Here is a 24,402-nt window from a genome sequence, read left to right on the forward strand (position 1 = left end):
CCCGGGGTGGCGAAGCCGCCGAGCATGGTCCTGACCACGGCCTGTCCCGACACCACTGGTGTCGTGGCGGCCGTGGCCAGTTTCCTCGCAGCCAATAACTGCCTCATCACCGAGGCCCAGCATTACGACGATCCGGATTCGGACACGTCGTTCATGCGCACCGTGTTTCATGACAACGGTCAGGGCGCGCCCTCGCCGCAGAAGCTGGACGAGGCGTTCTCGAGTTCAGTCGCGCAGCGCTTCGGCATGCGCTGGAAATTTCACGAAGCCCAGCGCAAGTGTCGCGCGGTGCTGGCTGTGTCCAAGCACGGCCATTGTTTGAACAGCATGTTGCATCGCTGGAGCACCGGCACGCTGCCCATTGAAGTGGTCGCGGTCGTCTCCAATCATCAGGACATGCGCAGCCTGAGCGAGTGGCACGGCGTGCCGTATCACTATCTGCCGGTGCTCGACGGGCGCAAGGCCGAGCAGGAACAGCGCATGATCGAGCTGTTCGAGAAGGTCGACGGCGAGCTGCTGGTGCTGGCGCGCTACATGCAGATTCTGACGCCGAAGGCCTGCGAATATTTCGCTGGCCGGGCCATCAACATCCATCACTCGTTCCTGCCGGGCTTCAAGGGCGCGAAGGCTTATCACCAGGCGCACGCTCGCGGCGTGAAGCTCATCGGTGCGACCGCGCACTATGTGACGACCGACCTGGATGAAGGCCCGATCATCGAGCAGGAAGTGGCGCGCGTGGATCACACCATGACGCCGGAAGAATTGGTCAGCATGGGCTCGGAGCTGGAGAGTGTCGTGCTGAATCGTGCCGTGAAGTGGCACGCGGAACGGCGCGTATTTGCGAACGGTAGTAAGACGGTGGTGTTGAAGTGACTGCGAAAATCATCGACGGCAAGGCGATTGCGAAAAAACTCCGGGCGGAATATCACGCTCGGGTCGATGTGCTGCGGTCCCGTCACAACGTCACGCCGGCGCTGGCGGTGATTCTGGTCGGCGACAATCCGGCCTCGCAGTCCTACGTTCGTAACAAGATCGCCGGTTGCAAAGAAGTCGGCATCCGCTCCGAGCTGGTCGAGCTGCCGGCGAGCACCACCGAAGAGCAAGTGCTCGATCACATCGAGCGCCTCAACAACGACCCCACCGTGCACGGCATCCTTGTGCAGTTGCCGTTGCCGGCTCACATCCGCGTGTCGAGCGTGCTGGAGAAAATTTCCGTCGAGAAGGACGTCGACGGTTTCCATCTGTACAACATGGGCGGCCTGGTCACGGGCAGCACGGTGTTCTCGCCGTGCACGCCGTACGGTGTGCAGAAGATCCTCGAGCACGAAAACATTCGGGTCGAAGGTCAGAACGTGGTGGTGGTCGGTGCCAGCAACATCGTCGGCAAGCCCACGGCGCTGATGTTGATGCAGCAGGATGCGACCGTGGTCATTTGTCACAAGAAGACTCGCGACCTCGGTCATTTCACCTTGCTCGCGGACATTCTGGTCGTGGCGGCCGGTGTGCCGAATCTGATCGTGCCGCAGATCGTGAAGACCGGCGCGGTGGTCATCGACGTCGGCTTCAATCGTCTGCCCGACGGCCGCATCGTCGGCGATGTGGATTTCGAGGGTGTGAAGGAGAAGGCGTCGTACATCACGCCGGTGCCAGGCGGCGTCGGTCAGATGACGGTTACCATGCTCCTGCACAACACGATTCTTTCCGCCGAGCGCGCCGCCACCGCGACGACTTCGCCGTTCCGCCGCCGCGCTTAACTCCCGATTTAGGCGGCGTGGCGAAAGCCGTCGCCGCGAGCACTCAGGCGATCCGGGCTACGCGGCGAAATAACATCGCCGCCAGTTGCGAGCCCATGCCGCTCGCGACATACACCATTCGTTTGTTATCGGTGAGCTTGCGCAGCCAGTCGAACGCGCCGCCGTCGATCAACGGCACGGCGTTGCCGTCCGGTGTGCCGGCATCGATCATGAATCTCAGGCCGTCGTAGTACGGATGCTCCAGTGTTTCCAATGTCACTGGCAGCTCAACGATTTCCTTGCTCATGCGTTCGGCCAGGTGCCGCCGCTCTGGAGTGGCAAGCAGGCGCAGCCGGCGATCGGGAAAGTGGTAGCCGTGTTTCTCCAACCGATCGAGCGCCGACAGATGAGTCCGTATGTGTTCGGCCAGCGCTTCGGTGACGAAGCCATGATCCTTACGCTCATGCGCGGCCGACGCCAGACAGAACATTCGGAAATGCGCACTGAATCCCGGTCGCTTCGGTACTGCTTGCGCACGAACGCAGCGGTGACTGGTCGTGAGCTTGATCACCGCATCCGGCGCCTCTCGCAATCGCCTGGCACATTCCAACGCGAGCACGTTGGTCGGATCGGAAACGACTTCGGTGCCGCGCGCGGTGGAAACAATTCTGTTCTGGCTGGTGAGCGCCACTGTCGAGCAGGACGCGAGCGGCGCGACCGGCGATAGTTCGAGCGCCTCGAACTCGGCGGCCGCCGCCAGCAGATGTGAGTCCAGTTCGTTCAGCATGCGCTGATTCACCGCGCACGGCTGTACGAATCTATCGGTTTTCCACTGCTGACGAACCATCGAAGGCGTGCGCTGCGCGGCGCGCTGTTCCAACACCGACAACAACAATGACCACAGCTCAGTCGCAGCCATTCCCTGCGCCAGCGCATGGCGCAGTGTTTCATCGATGCTCACGTGGTCCGTGCCGTTCATGACGCACCGAGAGTACACGAGTTACGGCACAGGCTGGGGCTTGCGCAGATGTTCGAAGAGATCGCCGCGCGCCTGTTTCTTGCCGAGCGAGAAGCTGCAGAACGTCATCGGAACCTCCCCGAACGGATCGCCGGGCTGCGCTTGTAGGTCCCTGGGACGCATGTAGCAGTGTTCGCTCAGCCACAGTATCGGATTTCTGAGACTGTCCTCATCGGTCTCGGCAAACTTGTGGCGTGGCGGTCCAGCGAATGGCGAGGGCGGCAGCTTCACTTGCGGCTCTTTGGGGGGTGGGCCGAGCGTTCGATAGTTGTCTCGTGCGGCATCGGCGGCCGCGTCCGCGCCCGATTGTTTCCAATCGGGCGGCGCCATGGCCGATCCGGCCGGCGTCGCCGCGTTCGTTGCATCAAGCGGGGCTAGTGCGGGCGGAGGCGGCGACATGACGATCCCCTGCGGGGGCGCGATCTTTGGCGGTGGCGGCAATCGCAGCGGGCGAGATTGCTCCAGGATCAGCCTGACGTAGCCCGGTCCCTGAAAATCGTGGTCGATGACCCGACGTTTCTCCACCAGAGGGATGAGCAGCGCCGCCAGATGCATGCCGACGACGACCGCCACTATTGCCGGTCGCGACACGCGCTCGTCGTACAGGAAATCCCTTGCCGTCACGATGGGCCCCCCTTGCCAATAGAGGCCGGTCTGGCTCGAAGGTTCAGTCGGCGGCTCGCCGCTGGCGCCGGCGCTACGCATCGCCGACAATTGGTGCATCAGAAGCTTCGAGATGGGGATATGCGATTCGCAGTGATTGCTTCGAAGAGGCTCGTACTCACCGCGCTCGCGCTGGCGGCGCTCCCGTTCGGCTCGGCGTTGGCGGACTGCACGCGACCGAATTTCAAAATCAACATTCCCGACGGCGCCTCGGCGACCGAAGAGGAGATGAAGACCGCGACCCAGACGCTGCTGAAGCTCGACCAGGACATGGGCGAATATCTGCGCTGTATCAAGGGTGCGGCGAGCCAGTCGACGGTCGGTAAGGACGAAGCGACCCGGCAGAAGCTGCTGCAGGAATATGTCGACTCGCATAACTCGACCACCGACGAGCTGGCCGGCCTGGCGGCCTGCTTCAACGCGCAGGTAGCGGTGTTTCAGAAGACCAAGGGCGGCGCTGGCGGTAAGAGCGCGGACTGCTCCTCTCACATGGCGGCCGCGAAGAACAGAACGCCGGCGCCCGCGCCCGGCGGCACGCCGATGCCGAGCAATATCGTCAAGGAATCGGACGGCTATTCCTTCGAGCTGCAAGGAGGCTCGTGGAGCTACACGCTGATCCGCGACGACACGCCACGTTACTGCGGCGAGAAATCGGACAAGCACTGCGTGAGGCGCACAGTGTTCGTCAGCAACGGCTCCGACCTGGAGCTCGAGTGCAAGGCCTATATCAAATACGACGGCACTGACGCGAAGGGCAACGCGCAGCCCTCGGCGCAGGCGGTGGTGCTCAAGAAAACGATTCGCGCCGTGCTGGCCAGCATGGCGGAGCAGGGCGTGAATGCCGGAACGTTCGAGGCGACCTGCACGCCGCGTCCGCCGCTGCCGCCGCTCAACACGGAAGCGAACTGCAAATATGAGGTGGTGAAACCGGTGAATATTTCCGACTTCTATCCTTCCGAAGCGCGCCAGCTCGATGAGCAGGGGCCGGTGGTCGTCGAATTCACCGTGCCCGGCAAGGCGGCCAGCCCGACCGATATCAAAGTGGTCGCGAGCAGTTTGTCACCTCGTCTGGATCAGGGCGCGGTGCAGGCGGTGGGCGCGATGATCATGAGCAGCCCCTGCAAGAATCAGCGCTATCGGCTGCGCTTGAATTTCCAGCTCGAGGAATAGCGCTCAGCTCATTGCGAAGCCCCACGCGACGGCAATCGTCGCGAGGGTGAACAGGCCGGCACCCCACTGCAGGCCGCGCGAATCGAAACGGCGCTCGGGGATTTTCCCGAGCGCGACGCCGAGCAAACAGCCGCTCGCAAATCCAGTCACGTGCGCGACCACGTCGGTGCGTTCACCGCCGGCGCCGAGAAATCCAAGCAGCATCACGCCGGCGATCAACGGGCCGAGACGTTTCGCCCAGCGCAGATTGGTGGCGGTTTCGAGCGTCCATGAGTACGCGCTCAAGATGCCGAGCGCCGCGAACACCGCGGTCGATGCGCCAATCGATCGTTGCTCCACCGGCATCCACAGCGCGTCCAGCGCGTTGCCCATCATTGCGCCAATCAGAATGCTCGCCCAACCGACGCCGCCGCCCACTGCGCGCGATACAAGAAAGCCCAGCACCGTGCCGAAGGCGAGATTGCTCAGCAGATGACCCACGTCGGCGTGCAGGGTGAGCGCGGTCACGACCCGCCACCATTCGTGCGTCGTCGGAATGCCGCCATTCAGCGCGCCGCCCTCGAGCCAATCGAAACCGAACATGCCGATGCCCGCCGCATAGGCCACCCACATCATCGTCAGGGCATAGAGGATCGATCCGATCCAGGCGCGCGGCTGAATCTTCGGCAGCTTCGGGATGTGGATGGGGACTCTCGACTCCTGCGCCACCTCGGTCAGGTGGCGCACGGCCATTGCCGCCGAGTCTTCCGGCACGACCACCACGAACATGCCGCCGCGTACGACGGTCCATGAATGGATGCCGACCGCCGACAGAATCAGCGTCTGCTGGTCGCAATCGGGCATTCGCAGCGAGCGAAACACCTCGACCAGATTCGGGGGCGCGTCTTCGGGCGTCATGACCTGTGGTGCTTTTCCGGGCCGGTCCGCAGGGGTGGGGGCGGCCGACGGGGATTCCAAGCCCTGCAGTCCCTGCCGCCCGCGGCGGCCCAGGCCCTGCGCACCCTGGGCGAAAACCTGGCCATTGCCCGGGTCCGGCGCCGGGAATCCCAGCGGGCCTGGGCCAAGCGCCTGGGTATTTCGGTGCCCACCCTGATCCGGATGGAACGCGGCGATCCAGGCGTCAGTGCCGGCATCTATGCGACCGCGCTGTGGCTGATGGGCCGCGTGGGCGCTCTGCCCACCGTCGCCGCTCCCGCCGAAGACAAGGGCGCGCTGGAAAGCGACGTCCGCAGCGCTCTGAAACGCCGCGCCGTTCGCTCAGCCGCTTCCGTCGAAGCGCGCCTGGCCCGGGGCACGCGACCTAAGAAAGAAGTTTCATCAGGATGATCTCGCGCACAAAGCAAACATTCGTGTAACAGAGACGAGTGTGCGAGCTGCGTGTAGTCACGCCCTCGCAATCAAACATTTCCCGCGCGAGTGGAGACGTCACGATTCGCGAGTTTTGTTATCGAGCTGTGCGACCAGGCGGATCAGCAGCTCGAGTTGCTCCTGTTGTTTGAGGAGCAGTTCATTGAGTTGCTGGGAGCGGAGTGCGTCGAGCTTCTCATGCAATGCCATGATCTCGAGCTCGGCCTTGAGATTGACCTCGTAGTCGTGTGTCGCCATCAGGCGGTCCTTATCGGACTGGCGGTTCTGGCTCATCATGATGATGGGCGCCTGGAGCGCGGCGAGCATGGACAGGATCAGATTCAAGAATATGAACGGATAGGGATCGGGCGCGCGGTCCTTGCCGGCGAGCAGATTGAACGCGGCCCAGCAGGCCAGGAACACAATAAAGCCGACGATGAAGGCCCATGAGCCGCCGAAGCCGGCAACGCGATCGGCGAGCCGGTCGCCGAAGGTCGCTTCGGCGTCGAGCCTGCGGTTCGGGTCCTGGATCGGGGTCCGGCGCAGGAAATCGGCAATGTTTGAATGATTCATGGGGCCTCGCTTATTCGGTCCGCACCGAATCATGAACGAGTTTTAACGACGGTGCTGGAACGGGCCGGGGAACATGCCGAGGCGCCATTCGTCCAAACTGTATAGACCGGGTAACGGTTAAGGTGTTGCGGAGAGATACATGCGTAACAGATCCAGAAAGACGTTCCTCGCAACGTTGTGCGGCAGCCTGCTGTTGCCGCTCGCGAGCCAGGCCGCCGACAGTTCAGCGCCGGTTCAGGCCGGCTGGAAGACCCAGGAGATTCGTTACAGCTATACCGGCTTCACCACGGCGTACGACTGTGACGCGGCTGAAGATCGGATCCGAGCCATCCTGCGAGCGCTGGGTGCGCACGAGCAAACGCGTGTATCGGCGCAAGGTTGCACGTTGAATCGCCCGTCCCGGAATTTCTTCATCACTATCACGACCGCCACGCCGGTGCCGGTGGCCGATCTGCCGAAGGCATCGGCCCCGACCAGTCGCGATGAATTGCTCAAGCGGCTCGGGGTGCCGGCGAACAAGCTCGATGAAACATTCCCCGCCGAATGGAAAACCGTCCAGCTGTCCCGCGATCGCAAGCTCGACCTCGAGCCGGGCGATTGCGAGTTGATGGAAGGCCTGCGCGATCACGTGTTGCCGAAGCTATCCGTGAAGATCCAGGCCGATCGGGTCCAGTGCATCCCGCGTCAGGTGTCGCTGCAAACGCCGGAGCTGACGGTGTCCGCGCTGGTGCCGATGGCGAAGCCGGACGCGGCGGCCGGTAAGACCAAGAGCTGAACGTTGAACAGGCCGCCGGCAATGTCTGCATTGCCGGCGGCGATGTGATCGAGGTCAGCCGAACAGGCCGATCAACTCTTTCTTCTGGGCCGCCGACAGCAGCGGGCCGTAACCGGCCCGGAGGTTGTCGGACTGGCGATCGGGTTTGCCGGTCGCGGGAATGACCGCGGTCACGGCTTCGTGGCTCAGGCAGAACTTCAGAAACATCTGCGCCCAGGAAGTCACGCCGACTTCCTGCGCCCAGCCCGGCAATTGTTTGTCCTTCACCTGATTGAACAGCTTGCCGTCGTTGAAGTTGCGATTGGCGAGCACGGCGATACCCAGGTCCTTGGCCATCGGGAACAGGCGTTGCTCGGCGCCGCGGTTGGTGACCGAGTAATTGATCTGCAGAAAGTCCGGCTTGGTTTCCTGAACGACGTCGGCGAGTTGATCGTGCGCGGAGTCCAGGTAGTGCGTGATGCCGGTGTACTTTACCTTGCCTTGTTGCTTCAGTTCGCGCGCCAGCGCCAGCTGCGTTTTCCAGTCGCCGAGATTGTGAACCTGAAGCAGCTCGACCTTGTCGGTGCGCAGGGACTTGAGCGTCTTCTGAAACTGCGCGAGGCCCTTGTCGCGACCGACGACGCCCGAGAGCTTGGTGGCAATGAATGCTTTCGGGCGCAGCTTGGCCTCGGCCAGCAGCGGGCCGAGGATGTCTTCAGCATTGCTGTAGGTCGGCGCGGTATCGATCAGCGTCGCGCCGCCATCGAAGAAGCGCCTGAGCACTTCCTTCAGGGCCTCGTATTCCGGGCCGCCCGGCGTGATTTCGAAGCTGCCCGACGTGCCCATGCCGATCGCCGGTACGGTCTCGCCGCTCGAGGGAATGGTTCGCTTCAACATCGTGCCCTCACTTGCCGCGGCGGCCAGCGCCTGCCACGAGCCGCCCAGCAGGGAAGAGCTGGCGAGCACCGCAGCTGAACGGCCTAGAAACTGGCGGCGTGTAGACATTGCACGTTCTCCTCTACTGGAACCTGCAACGTTACTGAGCTTTCAGCCAGCGCGCCAGCCAGTCGCGAACTTCGTTGAAGAACTGCCGGCTGTTCTCGCCTTGCAGGATCCAATGATTCTCGTCGGGGAAGATCAACAGGCGGCTTTCGACCTGCTGTCGTTGCAGCACGCTCCAATATTCGAGCGTGTTGTTCAGCGGCACGCGGAAGTCACGTTCGCCGACCGTGACCAGCACCGGTGTCTTCCACTGCGACGCATAACGAATCGGATTTTGTTTGTTCCAGTCGACGCCTTGCTGCCACGGCGGGCCGCCCATGTTTTGTTCGCGCGAATAGGTCACATCGCTGGTGGCCCACTGGCTCTCGAGATTGATCAAGCCCGCATGGCTGATCAGACAGCGATAGCGCGTCGTACTCGCCTGCATCCAGTTCGCGAGATGACCGCCGTAACTCGCGCCGCCGGCGCATTGACGCGAGCCGTCGATGAACGAATAGCGTGCGATCGCCTCATCCGCGGCTTGATTGATCTCCAGCGCCGGGCCTTCCAGCGGATCGCCCTGAATGGCCCGCGAGAAGTCCGCACCGAAACCCGTCGAGCCGGTGTAGTTGGTGAGCAGCACGACGTAACCGGGCGCCGCGAGCAAATGGTAGTTCCAGCGCAAGAAGAACGTGTCGCGCCACATGCTGTGCGGGCCGCCGTGCATCAGCACGAGCAGCGGATATTTCTTCGCAGGATCGAAGCCGGGCGGGCGCACGATCATGTTGTGAATACGCGCGCCGCGTTTGCTGTCGAACCAGAAATGTTCCAGCGGTGCCAGGTCGAGCTGCGCGATCTTCTCCGCCGTAAAGCCCGTCAACGCTCGATGAGTCCCCCGTTGCAGGTCGATGCGCACGACTTCCGGCGGGGTGACCGCGCTGTCGAAGTTCGCGATCAGCATCGGCTCGCTGGCTCGGTCCGCGCCCACGAGATTGCCGAAGCCGCCGGTCTTCATGTCGAACGCGAGCTGCGCCTCGCCGCCAGTGCTCTTGCCACGATAGATCTTCGAATGCCCCGAGTCTTCGCCGAGCAGATAGATGTCACGGTTGTTGGGTGCGACGACGAAGTTCAGCGGATCTCGCTCCGCCGGCAAAGTTATATCGGTGCGACGAGCGAGTGACGGCCAGTCGAATGCCGCCAGATGCGTCGGACTGAACACCGACTTGCCGCGGACTTCGCGAAGCGCGTACAGCGACCGGCCGTCGGGGCTGAACTCCGGTTCGCTCCAGCCGTCGCTGCCTTTCAGATCGTCGCTGCCGGTCAGTCGCTTCGGCTCGCCGCCTTTGGCAGAGACTTGCCACAACTCGGTGTTGGTGTAATCGAAGGCGCCGCGATTGGCGTTACGAGAGGCAGCGAAGATCAAACTTTCGCCATCCGGCGTCCACGTCAGGTCCAGCTCGCTCGCGCCCGGCGTGCTGCGGCCGTCGAAGCCGTGCTGTTTGATCAATTCGGTGCCAGCAAACAAGTCGCGCGCATCGCTCACGCCAATCGTTTGTACGAACGCATGCGGCTGGCGATTCTCGGGCATCCACGTATCCCAATTGCGGATCGGGAAGCTGTCGTAGGCGCGAATCTTATATTTGCGAGCTTTCTCTTCCGCGACGATGCGTTTGCTGTCCTCGTCGCTGCGGCTGTCGGGCGGCACGTCGCTGGTGAATGCGATTCTGCGGCCGTCGGGCGAGAACTTCGGCAAGCGGGCGCCGGTGCTGATCGCCGTCGCGCGCAATGCTTCGCCGCCCGCGGCGATATCGAGGATATAAATTTGATTGGCGTCGTCACCATCGCGTTTGGTAGCGAAGGCGATGCGCTTGCTGTCCGAACTCCAGGTCATACCGGACTCGCCGGCGCGCGTCTGCGTGAGCCGACGTGGTGGGGATTTGCCGTCGGTGGTGACCAGCCACAGATCGCTCACCTGCTGATCGTTGGCGTACGCGGGCTCGGTCACACTGAATACTGCGAGCTTGCCGTCGGGACTGACAGCGGGCGCGCCGACTCGCGGCAGCAACCAGACATCTTCGTGGGTGATGGCTCGACGTTCGGCGGCGTGGATCGCTGTGCTCATCAGGCCGATGGCAATCGATGCGATCGTGCGCGCTACGAAGCAAGTATTCACTAGCAGCAGCTCCTTCTCGGGTGAGGCTTGCCGATTATTACCGATCGATGCTGCATGTGCGCGCCATTTGTTTATTCCGGCAGTAAGCCCGGTTGCGGTTGGACTCCGTTGTCATCGACCTGTCGAATCACGCAATATGCCGCGCGTTTAGCGGCGGGATCGAAATCGACAGGGATGCCGAGGCTTCTCATATGGATGTGCTGATCAAGCAATTGCGTGGCCTGAAAAAATTGCTACGCCGGCGCGGCGCGTCGCCGGAACAGGCCGAGGATCTGGTGCAGGAAGCCGTGCTCAGGCTGCACGCGTATACCCGTCAGGGTGGCCAGGTCCAGAATCAGGAAGCGTTCCTGACCCGGACCGCAATCAATCTATCCGTCGATCAGCACCGCCATGCCCGGCTCGACAGTTATGAGAGCGAGCCGATCGAGGAGCTGGAGCTGCCCGATCTGGACCCCACCCCGGATGAGGTTTTTGCAGCCGAGCAACGTCTGATGAGGATGCGGGATGCGCTCGAACGCGCCAACCCCAGGACACGGGAAGTCTTCTTCATGCATCGTCTCTACGGTTTCAGTCACGCCGAGATCGCACGCCGCTTGCGCATCAGCGTCAGCGCCGTGGAGAAGCATGTCGCGAGCGCCGTCACGATTCTTGCCATCGAACGGCAACGGGAATGAGCCCAATCGAAGCGCCCACCATCGAGCCCGTATCGCCCGAGCGACTCGCCGAAGCCAGCGTCTGGATCGCGAAGTTGCACGGCGACGCGCGCGGCCGTGCGATCGAGGAGGGCCTGCGCCGCTGGCTGCAGGCACATCCGGAGAACGCCCGCGCCTTTGAGCTGGCCACCGAAGTCTGGGACGACTCGGAGCAGCTGCGCAGCGTGGTGCCCTTTCGGCCGCTTCGTCATGTCGAGCATCGCCCACGCTGGGGCGCGATGGCGACGGCGCTGGCTTGCATGCTGGCGCTGGTGATCGTCGGAGTCTTCTGGTTACAAAACGTGGGTGTCGTCGCCACTGCGGTTGGGGAGCAGCGCCAGTTGGTACTCGAGGACGGCACTCGCGTTTTTCTCAATACCGATACGCGCATCGTCGTGAAGTACGACAAAGAGGCCCGGCGGGTCGAGCTGCGTCGAGGCGAAGCGCTGTTCAACGTCGCCAAACGTCACGATTGGCCGTTCATCGTGACGGCGGGCGATCGCCAGGTCAAAGCGCTCGGCACTTCATTTGTAGTGCGCAAGGATGTCGAGCGCCTGGCGGTCACGTTGGTGGAAGGCAGCGTGCTCGTGTCTCCGGTGCTGCCGACCTTGCCCGAGCAGATTCAGCCGACCATCGATGCGCCCGGTTCGATAGAGCAAACGCCGGTGACCACGGCGCTGGAGGCTCGCAAGGGCGCCGGCGAGTTCAAGCTGGCCGCGGGCCAGCGACTCACCTTCGACGCCGGCGCGGTCACCAAGCTCGATACGCCGTCCATAGAGAAGACGACGGCGTGGCGTCGCGGCCAGGTGATCCTCGACGACACGCCGCTGCAGGCCGCCGTGATCGAGATGAATCGCTACAACGAGGCCAAGCTGATCGTCGCCGATCCGGACGCGGCCGCGTTGCCGATCAATGGTTTGTTTCAAGCGGGAGACTCCGCGCACTTCGCCAACGCCGTCGCGCAAGCCTACGGACTCGTCGTCATCGAGCGCGGCAATGAAATAGTTCTGTCTGGCAAACCCATTCAGTGAGGATTTCAGGAGGCTGCAACGTCGATTATCGGTGTGTCAAAAATCCTGACAGCGTTCAGGAGTAGGGGATTGGGGATTTTTTGGTTAGGAGACCACTTTGAGCACCAACAATCGGACGTGTCATCGCGCTCGCTTCGCGCCTCGCGCAGCTGCGCTCACAGGGAGTGTGCTGGCAATTCTCGCCGCGGCGGTCAACGCTCAGGCAGTGACGGAATGGGACCTGCCCGGGCAGCCGCTGGCAACATCGTTGCGAGCTGTAGCGGCGCGCACCGACAGCAACATCATCTTCGACAAGAAACTGGTCGTCGGTTATTCGGCGCGACCTCTCAAGGCGCGTGCGACCACCGAGGAAGCGTTGACTCAATTGTTACAGGGCACCGGTCTCACCTACCGGCAGCTCGACGACAAGACGGTTGCAATTCAGCTGGCGAGCGCCGATAAATCGGCAACCACCAGCTCCGCTTACGGCAACAGTGACGGGCGCATTCGGCTGGCACAAGCGGAGACCGGCGCGACTCGCAAGGAAGCGCCGCCCAGTGAGCCGGCTGAGCCTTCGATGCTGTTGCTCGAAGAGATCATCGTCACGGGTACCAACATCCGTGGTATCGAGAACAACACGGCGCCGGTCACGGTGCTGTCGCGTGCATATATAGATGCAACCGGCTACAGCACCACCACCAAGTTGCTCGAGTCGGTAACGCAGAATTTTTCGCTGGCGAATCAAAGCGGCATCAACACGCCGGGCGTCAGTGGTAACAATCGTGAGCAGGGATCGAGCATCAACCTGCGCGGCATCGGCGAAGGCACGACGCTGGTCTTGTTGAACGGCCGCCGTCTGGCGCCGGGCTATCGTTCCGCCGCGGTTGACATCTCCGCGTTGCCTTTGTCAGCGATCGAACGCGTCGAAATTCTGACGGACGGCGCGTCGGCGCTGTACGGCTCGGATGCGGTCGGCGGCGTGGTGAACTTCATTCTGCGCGACGACTTCGAAGGTGCCGAGACGCGCTTGCGTGCCGGTGCCGCTGACGGTGTCGATGAGTATCGGGTCAGTCAGGCGGTGGGTGGAACTTGGGATACCGGCAATGCGCTGGTGTCGCTCGAGTACTACCAGCGCGATGCATTGCTCGCGCAGGATCGCGATTTCGTTCCATCTCCGGCGGTGGTGGGCACGCTGGCGCCCGATGACGAAAACTATTCCGGCATCATCACCGCGAAGCAGGAATTGACCGGCTCGCTCAGCGTGTTTCTCGACGGCTTGTACAGCTCGCGCGATTCCGAGAATCGTGCCGGTCGCGTCGCCTTCAATGAAACCACGGCCACCGAAAACGAGCAGACCGTCGCCACCCTCGGCTTCGACTGGAACATGTTCAAGGATTGGCAACTGGAAGTGTCGGGCAGCTACGCGCGCAACGACATCGATCAGTTCCTGACCAACCGGACCGCCGCCGGCGCCGCCAATAATTCCAACCGCGACATGGTGTTCGCCATCGAAGGCGGCGAGATCAAAGCGGACGGCTCGCTGTTCAATATCTCAGGCGGAGCCGTTCGTGGCGCCCTCGGCGTTGCGTATCGCGGCGAGAGTTACGAGGACCTGACCACGAGCGCCCTCACCGGTGCGACACAAGCGGCCTTCGATATCGATCAGAACATTCGCAGCGCCTTCGGGGAGGTGTATGTGCCGTTCGTGGGCAAGGACAACGCCTTCACCGGTGTGAGTCGCCTGGAGCTGTCGATTGCCGGCCGCTACGACGACTATTCCACCTACGGTTCTTCCTTCGATCCGCAAGGCGGCTTGATGTGGGAGCCGGTTGCAGGCCTGCGTCTGCGTGCACGATACGGCACTTCGTATAAAGCACCGAACCTGGTCGACAACAGCTTCGTCGCCAATTCCACGTCCTCGGTGCGTCAGCCGGTCGGGGGCGTGCAAATGGAAGTGATGCAAGTGCTCGGCATCGACGTCGACAGCCTGGCGCCGCAGGAATCGGAGAGCTCGTCCTTCGGTCTGGAAATCACGCCGGTGAACATGCCGGGCCTGGCGGTGTCATTCAACTATTACAAGATCCGCTACACCGATTTGGTGGCGACGCCGGCCGGCACCGGTGCAGCCGCCGTCCTGCTGGCGAATCCGGCCGCGTACGGCGATCTGATCATTCGCGATCCGAGCGACGATCAGGTCAACCAGTTCATCGCGCTCGGACAGTTGGGCCGCGGCTTCTTCCCGCTGCTGCCGAACGGTCAGCCGAACGCGGCATTCACGCCGGCGCTGGTCGACGTCATCGTCGACGGTCGACGCCGCAATCTGAGCTCGGTGCGGGCCGAGGGCCTGGACCTCGCCTCGCAGTACGAGTTCAAGATCGGTCAGAGCAAGATGTTCTTCGGCCTGTCGGGCACATATATCTTGAATCAAGAGCAGCGAGTCACTGGCACCAGTCCGCCGGTGGATACTGTGGACACCATCTACAATCCTCCGGACTGGCGTGCTCGCGCATTCGTCGGCTTTCAGCTGGCGGGCTGGTCGGCGAACGTGTTCGTCAATCACACCGATGCATACGTTGACACGCGGTTTGTAACGCGGCCGGGAATCGACGCCTACACGACCGTCGATACGCGCGTGGCTTACGACTTCTCCAACGCCTTCGAAAGCTCTTTCTTCAAGGGCCTGACCGTGGCCCTGAGCGCGCAGAACGTGCTCGATGAGGATCCGCCGTCGGTGCGGTTCCTGTCAGGCGCCGACTCCGGGTTCGATGCCACCAACGCGGATCCGTTGGGGCGGTTCATTTCTCTGGAGATCGGCAAGACCTGGTGATAACGACGGTCATGAATCCTCCTGCGATCAGCACTCGCGGAGGGGGCATAGAGGGGGCTCTCCGATAAGGGGAGCTCCCTCGTTTTTTCCACGGGCGTACGGTTGGTGCTCATGAGTTCCTGGCGTTGGTTTGTTTCATTCGCGATCCTGGCGGTCTGCGCAATCGCGTCGGCGGACGACGCACGCAGCGTGACGGCGGACGACCTCTCAGCGCTGCGACGGATCGATTCGCTACGCCTGTCGCCCGATCGCCAGAGCTTCGCTGTCCTGGTCCGCCAGGCCGATGCCGCCGCCAATGATTATCGACTCGAATGGTTCGTCGGCAAGGTGCAAGGCGGACCGTTGGTCGCGGTGGGAGCGGGCGGCGACGTGCGGCTCAAAGTCGGGCCGACGCAAGCGTATGGCGGTTTCGAACAACCCGCCGTGCGCTGGTCTCCGGATGGCCGCTGGATCGCTTACCCCGTCCTGCACGACGGTGAAATTCAACTGTGGCGGAGTAGCGTTGATGGCAGCGCTCGAGTGCGGCTCACTCATAATGCGGCCGATGTGCGCGAGTTCGAATGGAACGCCGCGGGTACCGCGCTGTACTTCAATGTCGGCAGCGCTCGCGAGGAACTGCGCGCTCGCGAACTGACGAAACAGCGCAATGGCTACCACTACGACACTGACCTTCGCAGCTTCACAGATTTGATGGGGCTGCGTGCACCGCCGGCCGATAAAGCGTCCACCGCTTGGGTCGTAGCCATCGACGATGGCCGCGAACGATTGGCCACGGACGCCGAGCGAGACGAGTTCAAACGTTTGCAAACGGTGAGCGGCGGCGGCTTCCGACCTAACGCCGCCGGTGCGTTCGCAGAACGTGCCGATGGCGCGCAGGCAGTCGCGAGATTGAACGAGAGTCGATTGATGTCTCGTCTGGAGTTTGTTCCCGTACCCACGGCGCAGTCGAAGTCGATGCAATGCGCGGCCGAGGAATGCAGCGGTTACATCGATCGTGTCTGGTGGGCCGACCAGAACACAGTGTTGTTCCTGCGTCGTGAAGGGCTCGCTTTTGCAGCGATCGGCTTGTATGCATGGCGGCCCGCCAGCGGCAAGGTGTCGGTAGTCACGCGCACGCAGGATGATTTTCTCCAGTACTGCGAGCTCGGTGCGGGCATGCAATTGATCTGCGCACGCGAGACCCCGAGCGCTCCACCGCACGTCGCGGCGGTGGACGGCAAGAGCGGCAAGGTGCGGGTGGTCGGCGACATCAATCCTGAGTTCCGTAACATCGCGCTGGGCAAGGTGGAACGCATCGAGTGGAACACGCCGGAGTTTCCGTGGAGCGTGCCGGGCGGTCGCCTGCACGGAATGTTTCCTGAGCGCGCCTACGGCTACATTCTTTATCCGCCAGACTTCCAGCCGACCCGAAAGTACCCGCTGTTCGTTGCGCCGTACGCGGCGACGGGGTTCGACAATATCTCCAATCGCGAGTACGCCTTGCATGCGATGGCGGCGCGGGGCTTTGTCGTGCTCAACGCGAATTTTCCGAGTGCGACGCCGGAGGCGCCGGCACGATTCGGCCGCGACTACTCGAAGCTGGGATTCTCCGCCGAGCTGGGCTTTCCGTTTCTGTCGATGTACATGGAATCGACCGTGCGTGCGCTCGATCTCGTCATCGCGCGAGGCTTCGTCGATGAGCGTCGGGTCGGCATCGGCGGCGTGAGTCACGGCGCGTCCACGCCGATGTATCTTCTGCTGAAACACGATCGAATCGCGGCCGCGGCCATTTCCGGCGGCATCTGGAGTCAATTGGAGTACTACTGGGCGACGCCCTATGCCGCGAGCACGGGGTTCGGCGAGGGCTGGTTCGTCAAGCCGGTCGGCGAGGGGCTGGATTTCTGGAAACAAATCGATCTGGCCGACAACGTCGAGACCATCGAGGCGCCGCTGCTGATCAATACCCCTGCGACCGAAACCTATTCTCTGATTCGTCTCATGAAGCACATGCGCGAAGCCGGCAAGCCTTACGACGCATATGTGTTCCCGCAGGAGACGCACATCAAGTGGCAGGCCGCGCATTTGCGCGCTTGCATGGAGCGCAATCTGGACTGGTTCAGTTTCTGGTTGCAGTCCTACGAGGATCCCGCTCCTGCCAAGGCCGATCAATACGCGCGTTGGCGCGGGCTGCGCTCACCTGCCGCAACCAAAGCTCGGCCGTCAGATACGCCATGAGGATGGAGGCGGGCACGGTCATCGAAGGCTCCTCCGCGGTGAGGCAGCTCACGACCTTCGCGCCGTCGAGATAGCCCTGCTCAACCAACAAGCCGTCGCGCAGGTACTCGAGCAGGAAGTGACGGTTACGACGCACCAGCTGCTGATAGAACAGATTGCCGAAGCCCTTGCTCTGGCGCCTGCGGATCTCCGCCGGCAACAGATCGGCGAAGGCGTGGCGAGCCAGGCCGCGACTCACGCCACCGAGCAGCGCGATGTGAGTGGGGACTCGTAGCATCGTCTCCCACACCGGTTGTGAGTTCAGCGGATCGATGTGATCGGCGTGCATGCCGGCGCGGAACACGAAGTTATAGAAGGCGCTGGCCGTGCCTCTGACATGGCTGCGTTTGCCGGGCGGCAGTGTCGACTGCTCGGCCAGGCGCGCGAAACCGCTATCGAAGTCCGTGATGTTCAACGCGCTCACGTGTTCCTGCCTGAGCAACGTCGGGCGCTCGAGCAGTGGGTTGGCAGTGACATAAGGGCGACGCAGCAGCCCGTGCTTTATGGTTTGCCCCAGCACCGACCACAACGATTCCTTGCTGAGCGATGTGCTCCGCACGATCTGTTGCCATAGCTCGCGACTGAGTCCGTGCAAGTAAGCGTGATCGATGGCGGCGAACGGCTGCATGGTGGCGAGCAGTACCGAGTCGCCGGCTTGCCCGGAGAAGAATGCCTGCACGCGATGGCTGGCGATCAGTTCCAAGTCGGCGTCATCCATTTCCACCGTGGTGAAATACATCGACGGATTCACGCCCAGCGGCACATCGACGAGCCGATGCAGGTCCATGTCGACACGGCGTTGTCGCTCGATCATGGGACGGTTCCAGCGTTGAGCGACCTGCCGCGCGTATTTTCTCTCATCGCCGTGATGAGCCAGCGCTTGCAGCTTGGCGGCGGTTTTCGCATCCACGCCGGCCAGATGATGTTGGAGCGAGACCTGTTCGGTATCGATCGACAGGTTGAAATAAATCGTTTCCGGCGACGAGGGCGCGTGCGCGAGACACGCGGCTACGATGGAAGAATCCAATCCGCCCGAGATGTGATGAGCGATGCGGTCATAACGCGAGGCCCACGCATCGACGGCGTTCTGCACTGTCGCGCGTAATGCGCGCGAGGCGGGTTCAACCTGGTCGAGTGGATCGAGGCAGGCGAAGGTCGTGGGGTCCCAAACTCGTGTGAACGAAGCACCGCCTGGAGTCAAAGTCAGGCGTTCGCCGCGTGCCAGGTGCGTTACACCTTCGACTGCTGTGTCGTCTGTTCGCACGCTGCTGTAGAGCAGCCAATGCGTGAGGTGCCGTCGATTGACGCTGAGCGCGAGCGGCACGAGCTGCAAACAATCTTCGAGCTGGGCAAAGAAGAACTCCACTCCGTCGTGATGCAGGCGATAACAAGGCAGCGTGCCGAGCGGGTCGCGCAGGACGTGAAGCCGATCGTTGGGCGCGTCGTGCAGGATGGCGAGATAGGAGCCCCAGTAGCGGTCGATCAGGCGTTGTCCGCCACTGCCGATGATTGCGGTGGCCTGCGCGCTGCTGAACTGTAAGCGCCGTGCGCTCGAATAATCCGTTTCGTCCCGCTCGAACAATTGTCCCAGCACGACGCCGCGCTGACGACGTAACGAGCCATTCGAGCCGTCGCCGTTCAAGGAATAAACATCGCACGCGCCCTGGCCTCGATCCCGATGCAGCACCAGGATGCCGGGCGCGTCGTAAGCCACCGACCACTGCGACAATTGTTTGCCGAGGATCTTGTACGACTCTTGCGCGAGCGCGTCCGGCCCGCTGGCCGGATTCCAGACCATGGCGACATAGCGATACATGAGCGCTCCGTGCTTCAGACCGCCATGATGGGCGTGTAGCTGGCCGTTTGTTCGACGTCCTCGTTGAACGCGAACGGCCCTTCTTGAATCCAGCAGTGCGCGCCCCACGGCTCGAGCCGGACGGCGAACACCCAAGTGGGGTAGATGTCGTAACGGGCCAGGAATTCCAGCAGGGCCAGCGAATCGAACAGGCACAATCGATTGGCGGGAAACAGGCTGCGCAGCTGTTGGAACACGGCGGTGAGCTGCCGGGCGCGCTCGACATCGGGCGTTTGGTGATTGCTATGTCGCGCTTTGCGTTTAGCCACAGCACCGACGGTGTTTTCGATTCGCTGCCAGCGCAGTCGCGCCTTCGCGGTTGTGCACGCGAGCAGAAAGTTCCAGTAATCCCATGGGCGCGCGGAGACGGCTGTCGTGTCCAGGTCGAGCAAAGGTTCGAGCGCGACGTCGGTTTCGGTAGTGACGAGCCGGCGTCCCGCGGTCGAGTCGCGAGTCAACAAACCCGCTTGCTCCAGCTCGCGCAGCTCGTGAGTGTGGCTCGGCGCCTTCGCGTCGATGAGTGCGCTCAGCGCAGCGGCGGCGGGGCCGGCCACCATGCTGTAGTCGTCTTGTTTCAAATCCAGAAAAACAAAGGCGGTGCCACGACGGCAGCAGTGCACGTGTGGCGGCAGGAAGTACTCGTCCATGAGCGAATCTCCGGGGCCCGTTGACAAAGCGGAACGTGCCCCGAAGGGCGCGTTCCGCCCGCAACTTCGTTATGAAATCGCGTTCTTATCCGGAGTTAGATAAAGATCTCCGGCTCCTGGCTGACCTCGCCCCAAGGAGCGGTCTTGTCGCCACGGGTTTCCACAGAAACTTTGCCAAGCTTGATCATGACTAGTACTCCCTTTTGACAGATGACACGCCATCGGCCTGATGGCGCGCCAAGAGTTTTGCCAAGCGGTCTGAGTTGCAAGTCCGCTTGCGCGCCGGGCAACGGGTTGCTGAACGGCAGGCAGCGTCGAATGAGTGTCCGACGTCGTGAATTCCTACGGAAAATTTGTGCGTCGCGGCCGAGCCGCACTCCACCGGGCACGCTCCTGGTCTGTCACGGATTATTGGAGAACGCGCGTGAGCGTTGCTCCGTTACAGATCACGTGTTAACTCTCGGTGCGTGGCGATGAAACCACCCGCAACGACCGGAGCAGGGAATGCTTTCGACGGCAGCGCTGCGCCCCAATGATGACGAGCTCGTTCAACAGCTGCCGCCGGCGTTGCGCGCGTGGCTGACTTTCGAGCGCTTCCATCTACACGAGCCCCAGGTGTATCAACGCGTCGCGCGCGATCCGCGATTCGATGTCAAGTACTTTCCTCAGAACTGCGGTGTGTATCGCTTGCCTTGTTTCCAGGTGCCGCGTCGTTACTTGCATGTGATCGGTGCCGTCTCCGGAGGCAAGGATAGTGTGGATGATCCTATATGTCTGCCGATACATCCTTCGGCACTCGATTCCTTTCGTGAGTTCCTGCGAATGACGGGCGCGGAGCCGGTTCGAGGACCGATCTGGGCCGTGGCAACTTCAAGCACGCGCACCGTGTTGGCATGGCCCGATAACCAACCGGAGCAGGCCAGCTTCCTCAAGACATCGTTGCATTCGCCGATATTTGGCGATCGACGCGTCACCCGGATCAAGGCCGGGCGCAGTGTCAGCCTGTCCGCATTGGTGCATGCCGAGCTCGACGAGTTGCCCGCGAACTTGCGCTTTCTGCCCGAGCCGCTGGGATTCGCTCCTCGTGGCGAGCCGGCGATGGGCGCGATCGTTCGCGCCATTCCGCGTGAGATTGAAGAGGAGCAAGTGATCCTCGCACCTCTGTTCTCTTTGATCGGAGGCAGTGGCGAGCGAGTGCCGTTGTTGTTGTCCATGCTCGAGCGAACCGACATGCAGCCGCTTGAGTTCGTGCACGACTTGCTCTGTGCGCCGTTCGCAAAGCTGTGGCTGGAGCTGGCGTTGGATCACGGGCTGATGCTCGAAGCGCACGGTCAAGATTTGTTGATGGCGTTGTCTGACGATTCAATGCCGCGCGGATGTTTCTATTACCGGGACTTCGAAGGGCTGCAGGTGGATTGGGAGCTGCGACGCTGCCTGGGCAAGCGGATGCCGGTGTCTTTGGCAGGACAATGGTGCTGGCATGAGTCGTATGAAACATTGGGGGCGCATCGCTATGCCGATCAACTGTGGTTCAAGTGGCGGATCAGCCTGACTCAATATCTGCACTTCGTTTTGCATCAGACCGAAACTGCGCTGCGTGCCTGGCGGGAGGAAGGACGCATCGGCGGTGCGTCGATTGAACCGGACGAAATAACGCTGCTGTTTTCGCGCTGCTTATTCGATGAGCTGAGACGAATGTTTGGTCCCGTCGCCGCGGCGGGCAGCGACGTGCCTTACAACATATATCGATCTCTGAACCGCTTCCTGCTGCTGCTGACAAAGCTGCGTCGGGCCCGGCTGCAGGAGCTGCGTCGGCTGGATGACTACAGCGGCGATTTGACAGCTGCTTGAGGTTTTTCCGGAGCTGCCACGTCTGAATAAGAGGTGAAAAGCAAGGTCCGGCCCATGCGCTCGGCAGATGCCATTCATTCCAATCCGGTTTCCATGTCGAGCCTGGCCGGCCGGGTCCTGGCGAGCCTGTCCACGTCCACGCGAGACGAATTGTGCGAGCACGCGGCCGACTGCTCGACTCGGCTGCGCTCGACGCTGGAATCGTTGTTCGTGAATCGTTTCGGCGGCCACCACCCCGGCTTCGAGCAGCTGAAGTTCCTGTTCTTCGTGGCGCCGCTGGTGCGGCGGCTGGTGATAGGCTCCACGCCCATGAGCCGCGGGGTGCGCGGCACGGACATAACGTTCGGTGACTTGAAATCCTGGCTCGAGTGGCTGGATGCGCTGGATCCGCTGTGTGCCCGCATGATCGACCTGCGCTACTTCGCGGGCGTCAGCGTCAAGGAAACGGCCCGGCTGCTGGATCTGCGCCCCAAGGCCGTCGTGCGCGAGCTGCGCTTCGCGCGGGCCTGGCTGAACATTAAGACCTGATAACCTTCCCGCCGCCGGCCTTGTAATCGCCCGTATTGAGGGCCATTAACTCCCGCTCTATATCGTGACCGCTGTACTTGCGAGTACACGCGGTGGGAGCGAGTTCCTTGCGACGCGGATTCCTGTTCATGCTGGGCCTGCTCGGCCTGTTGCACGTCTATATCGGCGTGCGGCTGTTGCCGGCGCTGTCAATTGGGGTCACGGGCGGGGTGATCGGCGCGCTGTTGCTTTTTGCATCCTGGGTGCTGATCCCGATGGGCCTGACGGCTCGGTCGCGACAGACGAATGACGGCGGCGCCGACACGCTCGTCTGGACTGCGCTCATCGCCATGGGCCTGTTCTCTTCTTTGTTCGTGTTCACGCTGCTGCGAGATGTGGCGCTGCTGATCGCGGCGTTGTTCACGGCCGCGGTGGCGACTGTTCGGGTCCAGGAAACGTCCGCGTGGATCGTCGTTGGCGCGGCGGTGTTTGCGACGTTGCTGGGTTTCATCAACGCTCGTCGGGTCGCCCGAGTCGTGCATGTCGATGTGCCCATCGCCAATCTGCCGCCGGCGCTGCATGGCTTTTCAATCGCGCAGATCAGTGACATTCACGTCGGCCCGACGATTCGTCGCAACTATGTCGAAGGGATTGTCGCGGCCGTGAATCGACTCGAGGCCGATGCGATTGCGATTACTGGCGATCTGGTCGACGGCAGCGTGCGAGAGCTGGCGTCGCATGTGGAACCGCTGGCGCAGTTGCGAGCGAAATATGGAACGTTCTTCGTCACCGGCAACCACGAGTACTACTCGGGTGAGCGCGCGTGGACGAGGGAACTGCGGCGTCTCGGTCTGCGCGTGCTAATGAATGAACATGTCGTCGTCGATCACGGTGACGCGAAACTGGTGATCGCGGGCGTGACAGATTTCAGTGCGCATCACTTCGATCCCGTCAATCGGAGCGATCCGGCTGCAGCGCTCGTTGATGCGCCGGTGGATGCCGGTGCGAAGATTCTGCTCGCGCATCAACCGCGCTCGGCACCCGAAGCAGCCGCGGCTGGTTTCGATTTACAACTTTCCGGGCACACGCACGGCGGACAGTTCTGGCCGTGGAATTTCTTTGTGCGCTTTCAACAGCCCTTTACCGCCGGACTGGATAGGCTCGGCTCGCTGTGGATTTACACCAGCCGAGGCACCGGCTATTGGGGACCGCCGAAACGTTTCGGGGCACCGTCGGAAATTACCCGCATCCGATTAGTCGCTGCTCACTAGGCCCGTCGACTGACGAATCACGAGCTTCGCTGGAATGGTGTGACTCTGCACCGGCTCGTCTTGAATCAGTGCGAGCAAGCTTTCCACTAGCAAAGTTGCCGCGGCCTTCGTGTCCTGTTGCACGGTCGTGAGGCTGGGATTGGTGAAGCTGGCGATGGGAATATCGTCGAAGCCCGCCACGGCCACGTCATGCGGCACACGGACCTTCCGTTCGATCAGCGCCCGCATCGCGCCGATCGCAATCAAGTCGCTTGCGCAAAACAACGCATCGAATGAAACGCCGCGCTCGATGAGCGCATTCGCGGCGTCGTAGCCGGAGCGCTCGGTCGTGAACGCGTCGATCTGCAGCTCCGGCCGCACTGGCAGCTCGGCGTTCCGCAACGAGTCCGAATAACCTTTGTATCTTTCCAGGAATTCCGGATAGTGCTCGGAGGCGTGCCCGACGAACGCGATGTTTCGTCGGCCTTGTTCGAGCAGATGCCGGGTCATGTCGCGTCCGCCCTGGAAATTGTCGCAGCCGATGGTGACGCCGGGCTGACCGGGCAGCACGGTGCCCCAACGAACGAAATGCGTGCCTTGCTCGAGCAGCAGCTCCAGGCGCGACACGTATTCCAGATAGTCGCCGTAGCCGAGCAGGATCAGGCCGTCGGCCTTCTTGCTGTCTTCGTACTCGACGTGCCAGTTACTCGACAGTTGCTGGAACGAGATCAGCAGGTCGTAACCCTGCACGGCACACGCGCGGGTCAGCGAGCCGAGCATGGACAGGAAGAATGGATTGATCAGCGAGTCGTCCAGCGTCGGGTCTTCGAAGAACAACAGCGCCAGCGTGCCGGACTGCTGGTTGCGCAGGTTGGAAGCGTTCTTGTCGACCTTGTAGTTGAGCTCGTGGGCGATCTGCAGGATGCGCTGTCGCGTCTGCTCATTGACCGTCGGGCTGCCGCGCAGGGCGCGCGACACGGTCGGCTGCGAGACGCCGGCCCGATAGGCAATGTCGAACGACGTGGCTTTTCCTTTTCCGCGCATCAGGGTAGGGCCCGGCAGTGACCTTTACACCCGTGATACATCGCGGCGCCCCCG

General features: G+C 62.3%; 21 protein-coding genes. 12 read left to right on the forward strand and 9 right to left on the reverse strand.

The window, feature by feature from the left end; translation table 11 throughout:
• Positions 1-24 precede the first annotated feature (24 nt).
• Positions 25-873, forward strand: coding sequence for a formyltetrahydrofolate deformylase (gene purU / locus ACFPN2_RS19775; RefSeq protein WP_380600188.1), 849 nt, complete (start codon positions 25-27; stop codon positions 871-873).
• Positions 870-1,754 (forward strand): bifunctional methylenetetrahydrofolate dehydrogenase/methenyltetrahydrofolate cyclohydrolase FolD, encoded by an 885-nt coding sequence (folD, locus tag ACFPN2_RS19780; protein WP_380599606.1) that lies wholly within the window; start codon positions 870-872, stop codon positions 1,752-1,754. The genes purU and folD overlap by 4 nt, the downstream gene beginning before the upstream one ends.
• 43 nt (positions 1,755-1,797) lie before the next feature.
• On the opposite strand, the gene ACFPN2_RS19785 is transcribed toward folD, so the two are convergent.
• Entirely contained in the window at positions 1,798-2,712 is a 915-nt protein-coding gene (locus tag ACFPN2_RS19785) for a hypothetical protein (RefSeq protein ID WP_380599608.1), read from the reverse strand.
• Between the two features lie 21 nt (positions 2,713-2,733).
• Positions 2,734-3,474 carry a hypothetical protein gene (locus ACFPN2_RS19790; protein WP_380599610.1) on the reverse strand — a complete coding sequence of 247 codons (741 nt, stop codon included), beginning with the start codon at positions 3,472-3,474 and terminating at the stop codon, positions 2,734-2,736.
• A 21-nt stretch (positions 3,475-3,495) separates the two neighbouring features.
• On the opposite strand from ACFPN2_RS19790, the gene ACFPN2_RS19795 reads away from it, so the two are divergent.
• A complete protein-coding gene (locus ACFPN2_RS19795; RefSeq protein WP_380599612.1) occupies positions 3,496-4,584 on the forward strand; it encodes a TonB family protein in 1,089 nt (362 codons plus the stop codon).
• A 3-nt stretch (positions 4,585-4,587) separates the two neighbouring features.
• Here ACFPN2_RS19795 and ACFPN2_RS19800 read toward each other — a convergent pair whose 3' ends face one another.
• Complete coding sequence (locus ACFPN2_RS19800) at positions 4,588-5,481, reverse strand: rhomboid family intramembrane serine protease (protein ID WP_380599614.1); 894 nt, start codon at positions 5,479-5,481, stop codon at positions 4,588-4,590.
• Between the two features lie 183 nt (positions 5,482-5,664).
• On the opposite strand from ACFPN2_RS19800, the gene ACFPN2_RS19805 reads away from it, so the two are divergent.
• The gene (locus tag ACFPN2_RS19805) at positions 5,665-5,910 is read left to right on the forward strand and encodes a DNA-binding protein (protein WP_380599616.1); all 246 of its coding nucleotides are present in this window, start codon (positions 5,665-5,667) and stop codon (positions 5,908-5,910) included.
• A 99-nt stretch (positions 5,911-6,009) separates the two neighbouring features.
• Here the strand turns inward: ACFPN2_RS19805 and ACFPN2_RS19810 are convergent, their stop codons facing one another.
• Positions 6,010-6,504, reverse strand: coding sequence for a DUF1003 domain-containing protein (locus ACFPN2_RS19810; RefSeq protein ID WP_380599618.1), 495 nt, complete (start codon positions 6,502-6,504; stop codon positions 6,010-6,012).
• 139 nt (positions 6,505-6,643) lie between these two features.
• Here ACFPN2_RS19810 and ACFPN2_RS19815 point away from each other — a divergent pair, with 139 nt between their 5' ends.
• Complete coding sequence (locus tag ACFPN2_RS19815) at positions 6,644-7,279, forward strand: hypothetical protein (protein ID WP_380599620.1); 636 nt, start codon at positions 6,644-6,646, stop codon at positions 7,277-7,279.
• A 54-nt stretch (positions 7,280-7,333) separates the two neighbouring features.
• Here the strand turns inward: ACFPN2_RS19815 and ACFPN2_RS19820 are convergent, their stop codons facing one another.
• Positions 7,334-8,263, reverse strand: a complete 930-nt coding sequence (locus tag ACFPN2_RS19820) for an aldo/keto reductase (protein ID WP_380599622.1) — start codon at positions 8,261-8,263, stop codon at positions 7,334-7,336.
• 31 nt (positions 8,264-8,294) lie between these two features.
• A complete protein-coding gene (locus ACFPN2_RS19825) occupies positions 8,295-10,412 on the reverse strand; it encodes a S9 family peptidase (RefSeq protein ID WP_380599624.1) in 2,118 nt (705 codons plus the stop codon).
• A 191-nt stretch (positions 10,413-10,603) separates the two neighbouring features.
• Here ACFPN2_RS19825 and ACFPN2_RS19830 point away from each other — a divergent pair, with 191 nt between their 5' ends.
• The 4 genes from ACFPN2_RS19830 to ACFPN2_RS19845 all read left to right on the forward strand — a co-directional run bounded on the left by ACFPN2_RS19830 (position 10,604) and on the right by ACFPN2_RS19845 (position 17,155).
• On the forward strand, positions 10,604-11,086 hold the full coding sequence (locus tag ACFPN2_RS19830; RefSeq protein ID WP_380599626.1) for an RNA polymerase sigma factor: 483 nt from the start codon (positions 10,604-10,606) through the stop codon (positions 11,084-11,086).
• Positions 11,083-12,135: a FecR family protein gene (locus ACFPN2_RS19835; RefSeq protein WP_380599628.1), complete on the forward strand. Its 1,053-nt coding sequence runs from the start codon at positions 11,083-11,085 to the stop codon at positions 12,133-12,135. The genes ACFPN2_RS19830 and ACFPN2_RS19835 overlap by 4 nt, the downstream gene beginning before the upstream one ends.
• 97 nt (positions 12,136-12,232) lie before the next feature.
• Positions 12,233-14,941 carry a TonB-dependent receptor domain-containing protein gene (locus ACFPN2_RS19840; RefSeq protein ID WP_380599630.1) on the forward strand — a complete coding sequence of 903 codons (2,709 nt, stop codon included), beginning with the start codon at positions 12,233-12,235 and terminating at the stop codon, positions 14,939-14,941.
• A 111-nt stretch (positions 14,942-15,052) separates the two neighbouring features.
• Positions 15,053-17,155, forward strand: a complete 2,103-nt coding sequence (locus tag ACFPN2_RS19845) for an Atxe2 family lasso peptide isopeptidase (RefSeq protein WP_380599632.1) — start codon at positions 15,053-15,055, stop codon at positions 17,153-17,155.
• Here ACFPN2_RS19845 and ACFPN2_RS19850 read toward each other — a convergent pair.
• Both ACFPN2_RS19850 and ACFPN2_RS19855 read right to left on the reverse strand, forming a co-directional pair.
• A complete protein-coding gene (locus ACFPN2_RS19850; RefSeq protein WP_380599634.1) occupies positions 17,037-19,010 on the reverse strand; it encodes an asparagine synthase-related protein in 1,974 nt (657 codons plus the stop codon). The two genes, ACFPN2_RS19845 and ACFPN2_RS19850, sit on opposite strands and share 119 nt — an antisense overlap.
• 14 nt (positions 19,011-19,024) lie before the next feature.
• Positions 19,025-19,696 carry a lasso peptide biosynthesis B2 protein gene (locus tag ACFPN2_RS19855; protein ID WP_380599636.1) on the reverse strand — a complete coding sequence of 224 codons (672 nt, stop codon included), beginning with the start codon at positions 19,694-19,696 and terminating at the stop codon, positions 19,025-19,027.
• A gap of 504 nt (positions 19,697-20,200) precedes the next feature.
• Between ACFPN2_RS19855 and ACFPN2_RS19860 the strand changes: the two genes are divergently transcribed.
• From ACFPN2_RS19860 to ACFPN2_RS19870, 3 genes are all read left to right on the forward strand, one after another.
• Complete coding sequence (locus tag ACFPN2_RS19860) at positions 20,201-21,547, forward strand: ferric iron reductase (RefSeq protein ID WP_380599638.1); 1,347 nt, start codon at positions 20,201-20,203, stop codon at positions 21,545-21,547.
• A 54-nt stretch (positions 21,548-21,601) separates the two neighbouring features.
• Positions 21,602-22,075, forward strand: coding sequence for an ECF-type sigma factor (locus ACFPN2_RS19865; RefSeq protein ID WP_380599640.1), 474 nt, complete (start codon positions 21,602-21,604; stop codon positions 22,073-22,075).
• A gap of 128 nt (positions 22,076-22,203) precedes the next feature.
• The gene (locus ACFPN2_RS19870) at positions 22,204-23,325 is read left to right on the forward strand and encodes a metallophosphoesterase (protein WP_380600190.1); all 1,122 of its coding nucleotides are present in this window, start codon (positions 22,204-22,206) and stop codon (positions 23,323-23,325) included.
• Here ACFPN2_RS19870 and ACFPN2_RS19875 read toward each other — a convergent pair.
• Positions 23,308-24,348 carry a LacI family DNA-binding transcriptional regulator gene (locus ACFPN2_RS19875; RefSeq protein WP_380599642.1) on the reverse strand — a complete coding sequence of 347 codons (1,041 nt, stop codon included), beginning with the start codon at positions 24,346-24,348 and terminating at the stop codon, positions 23,308-23,310. The genes ACFPN2_RS19870 and ACFPN2_RS19875 overlap by 18 nt on opposite strands.
• Positions 24,349-24,402: the final 54 nt, after the last annotated feature.

The sequence above is a fragment of the Steroidobacter flavus genome (assembly GCF_042651805.1).
GTDB classification, from domain to species: Bacteria; Pseudomonadota; Gammaproteobacteria; order Steroidobacterales; family Steroidobacteraceae; genus Steroidobacter; species Steroidobacter flavus.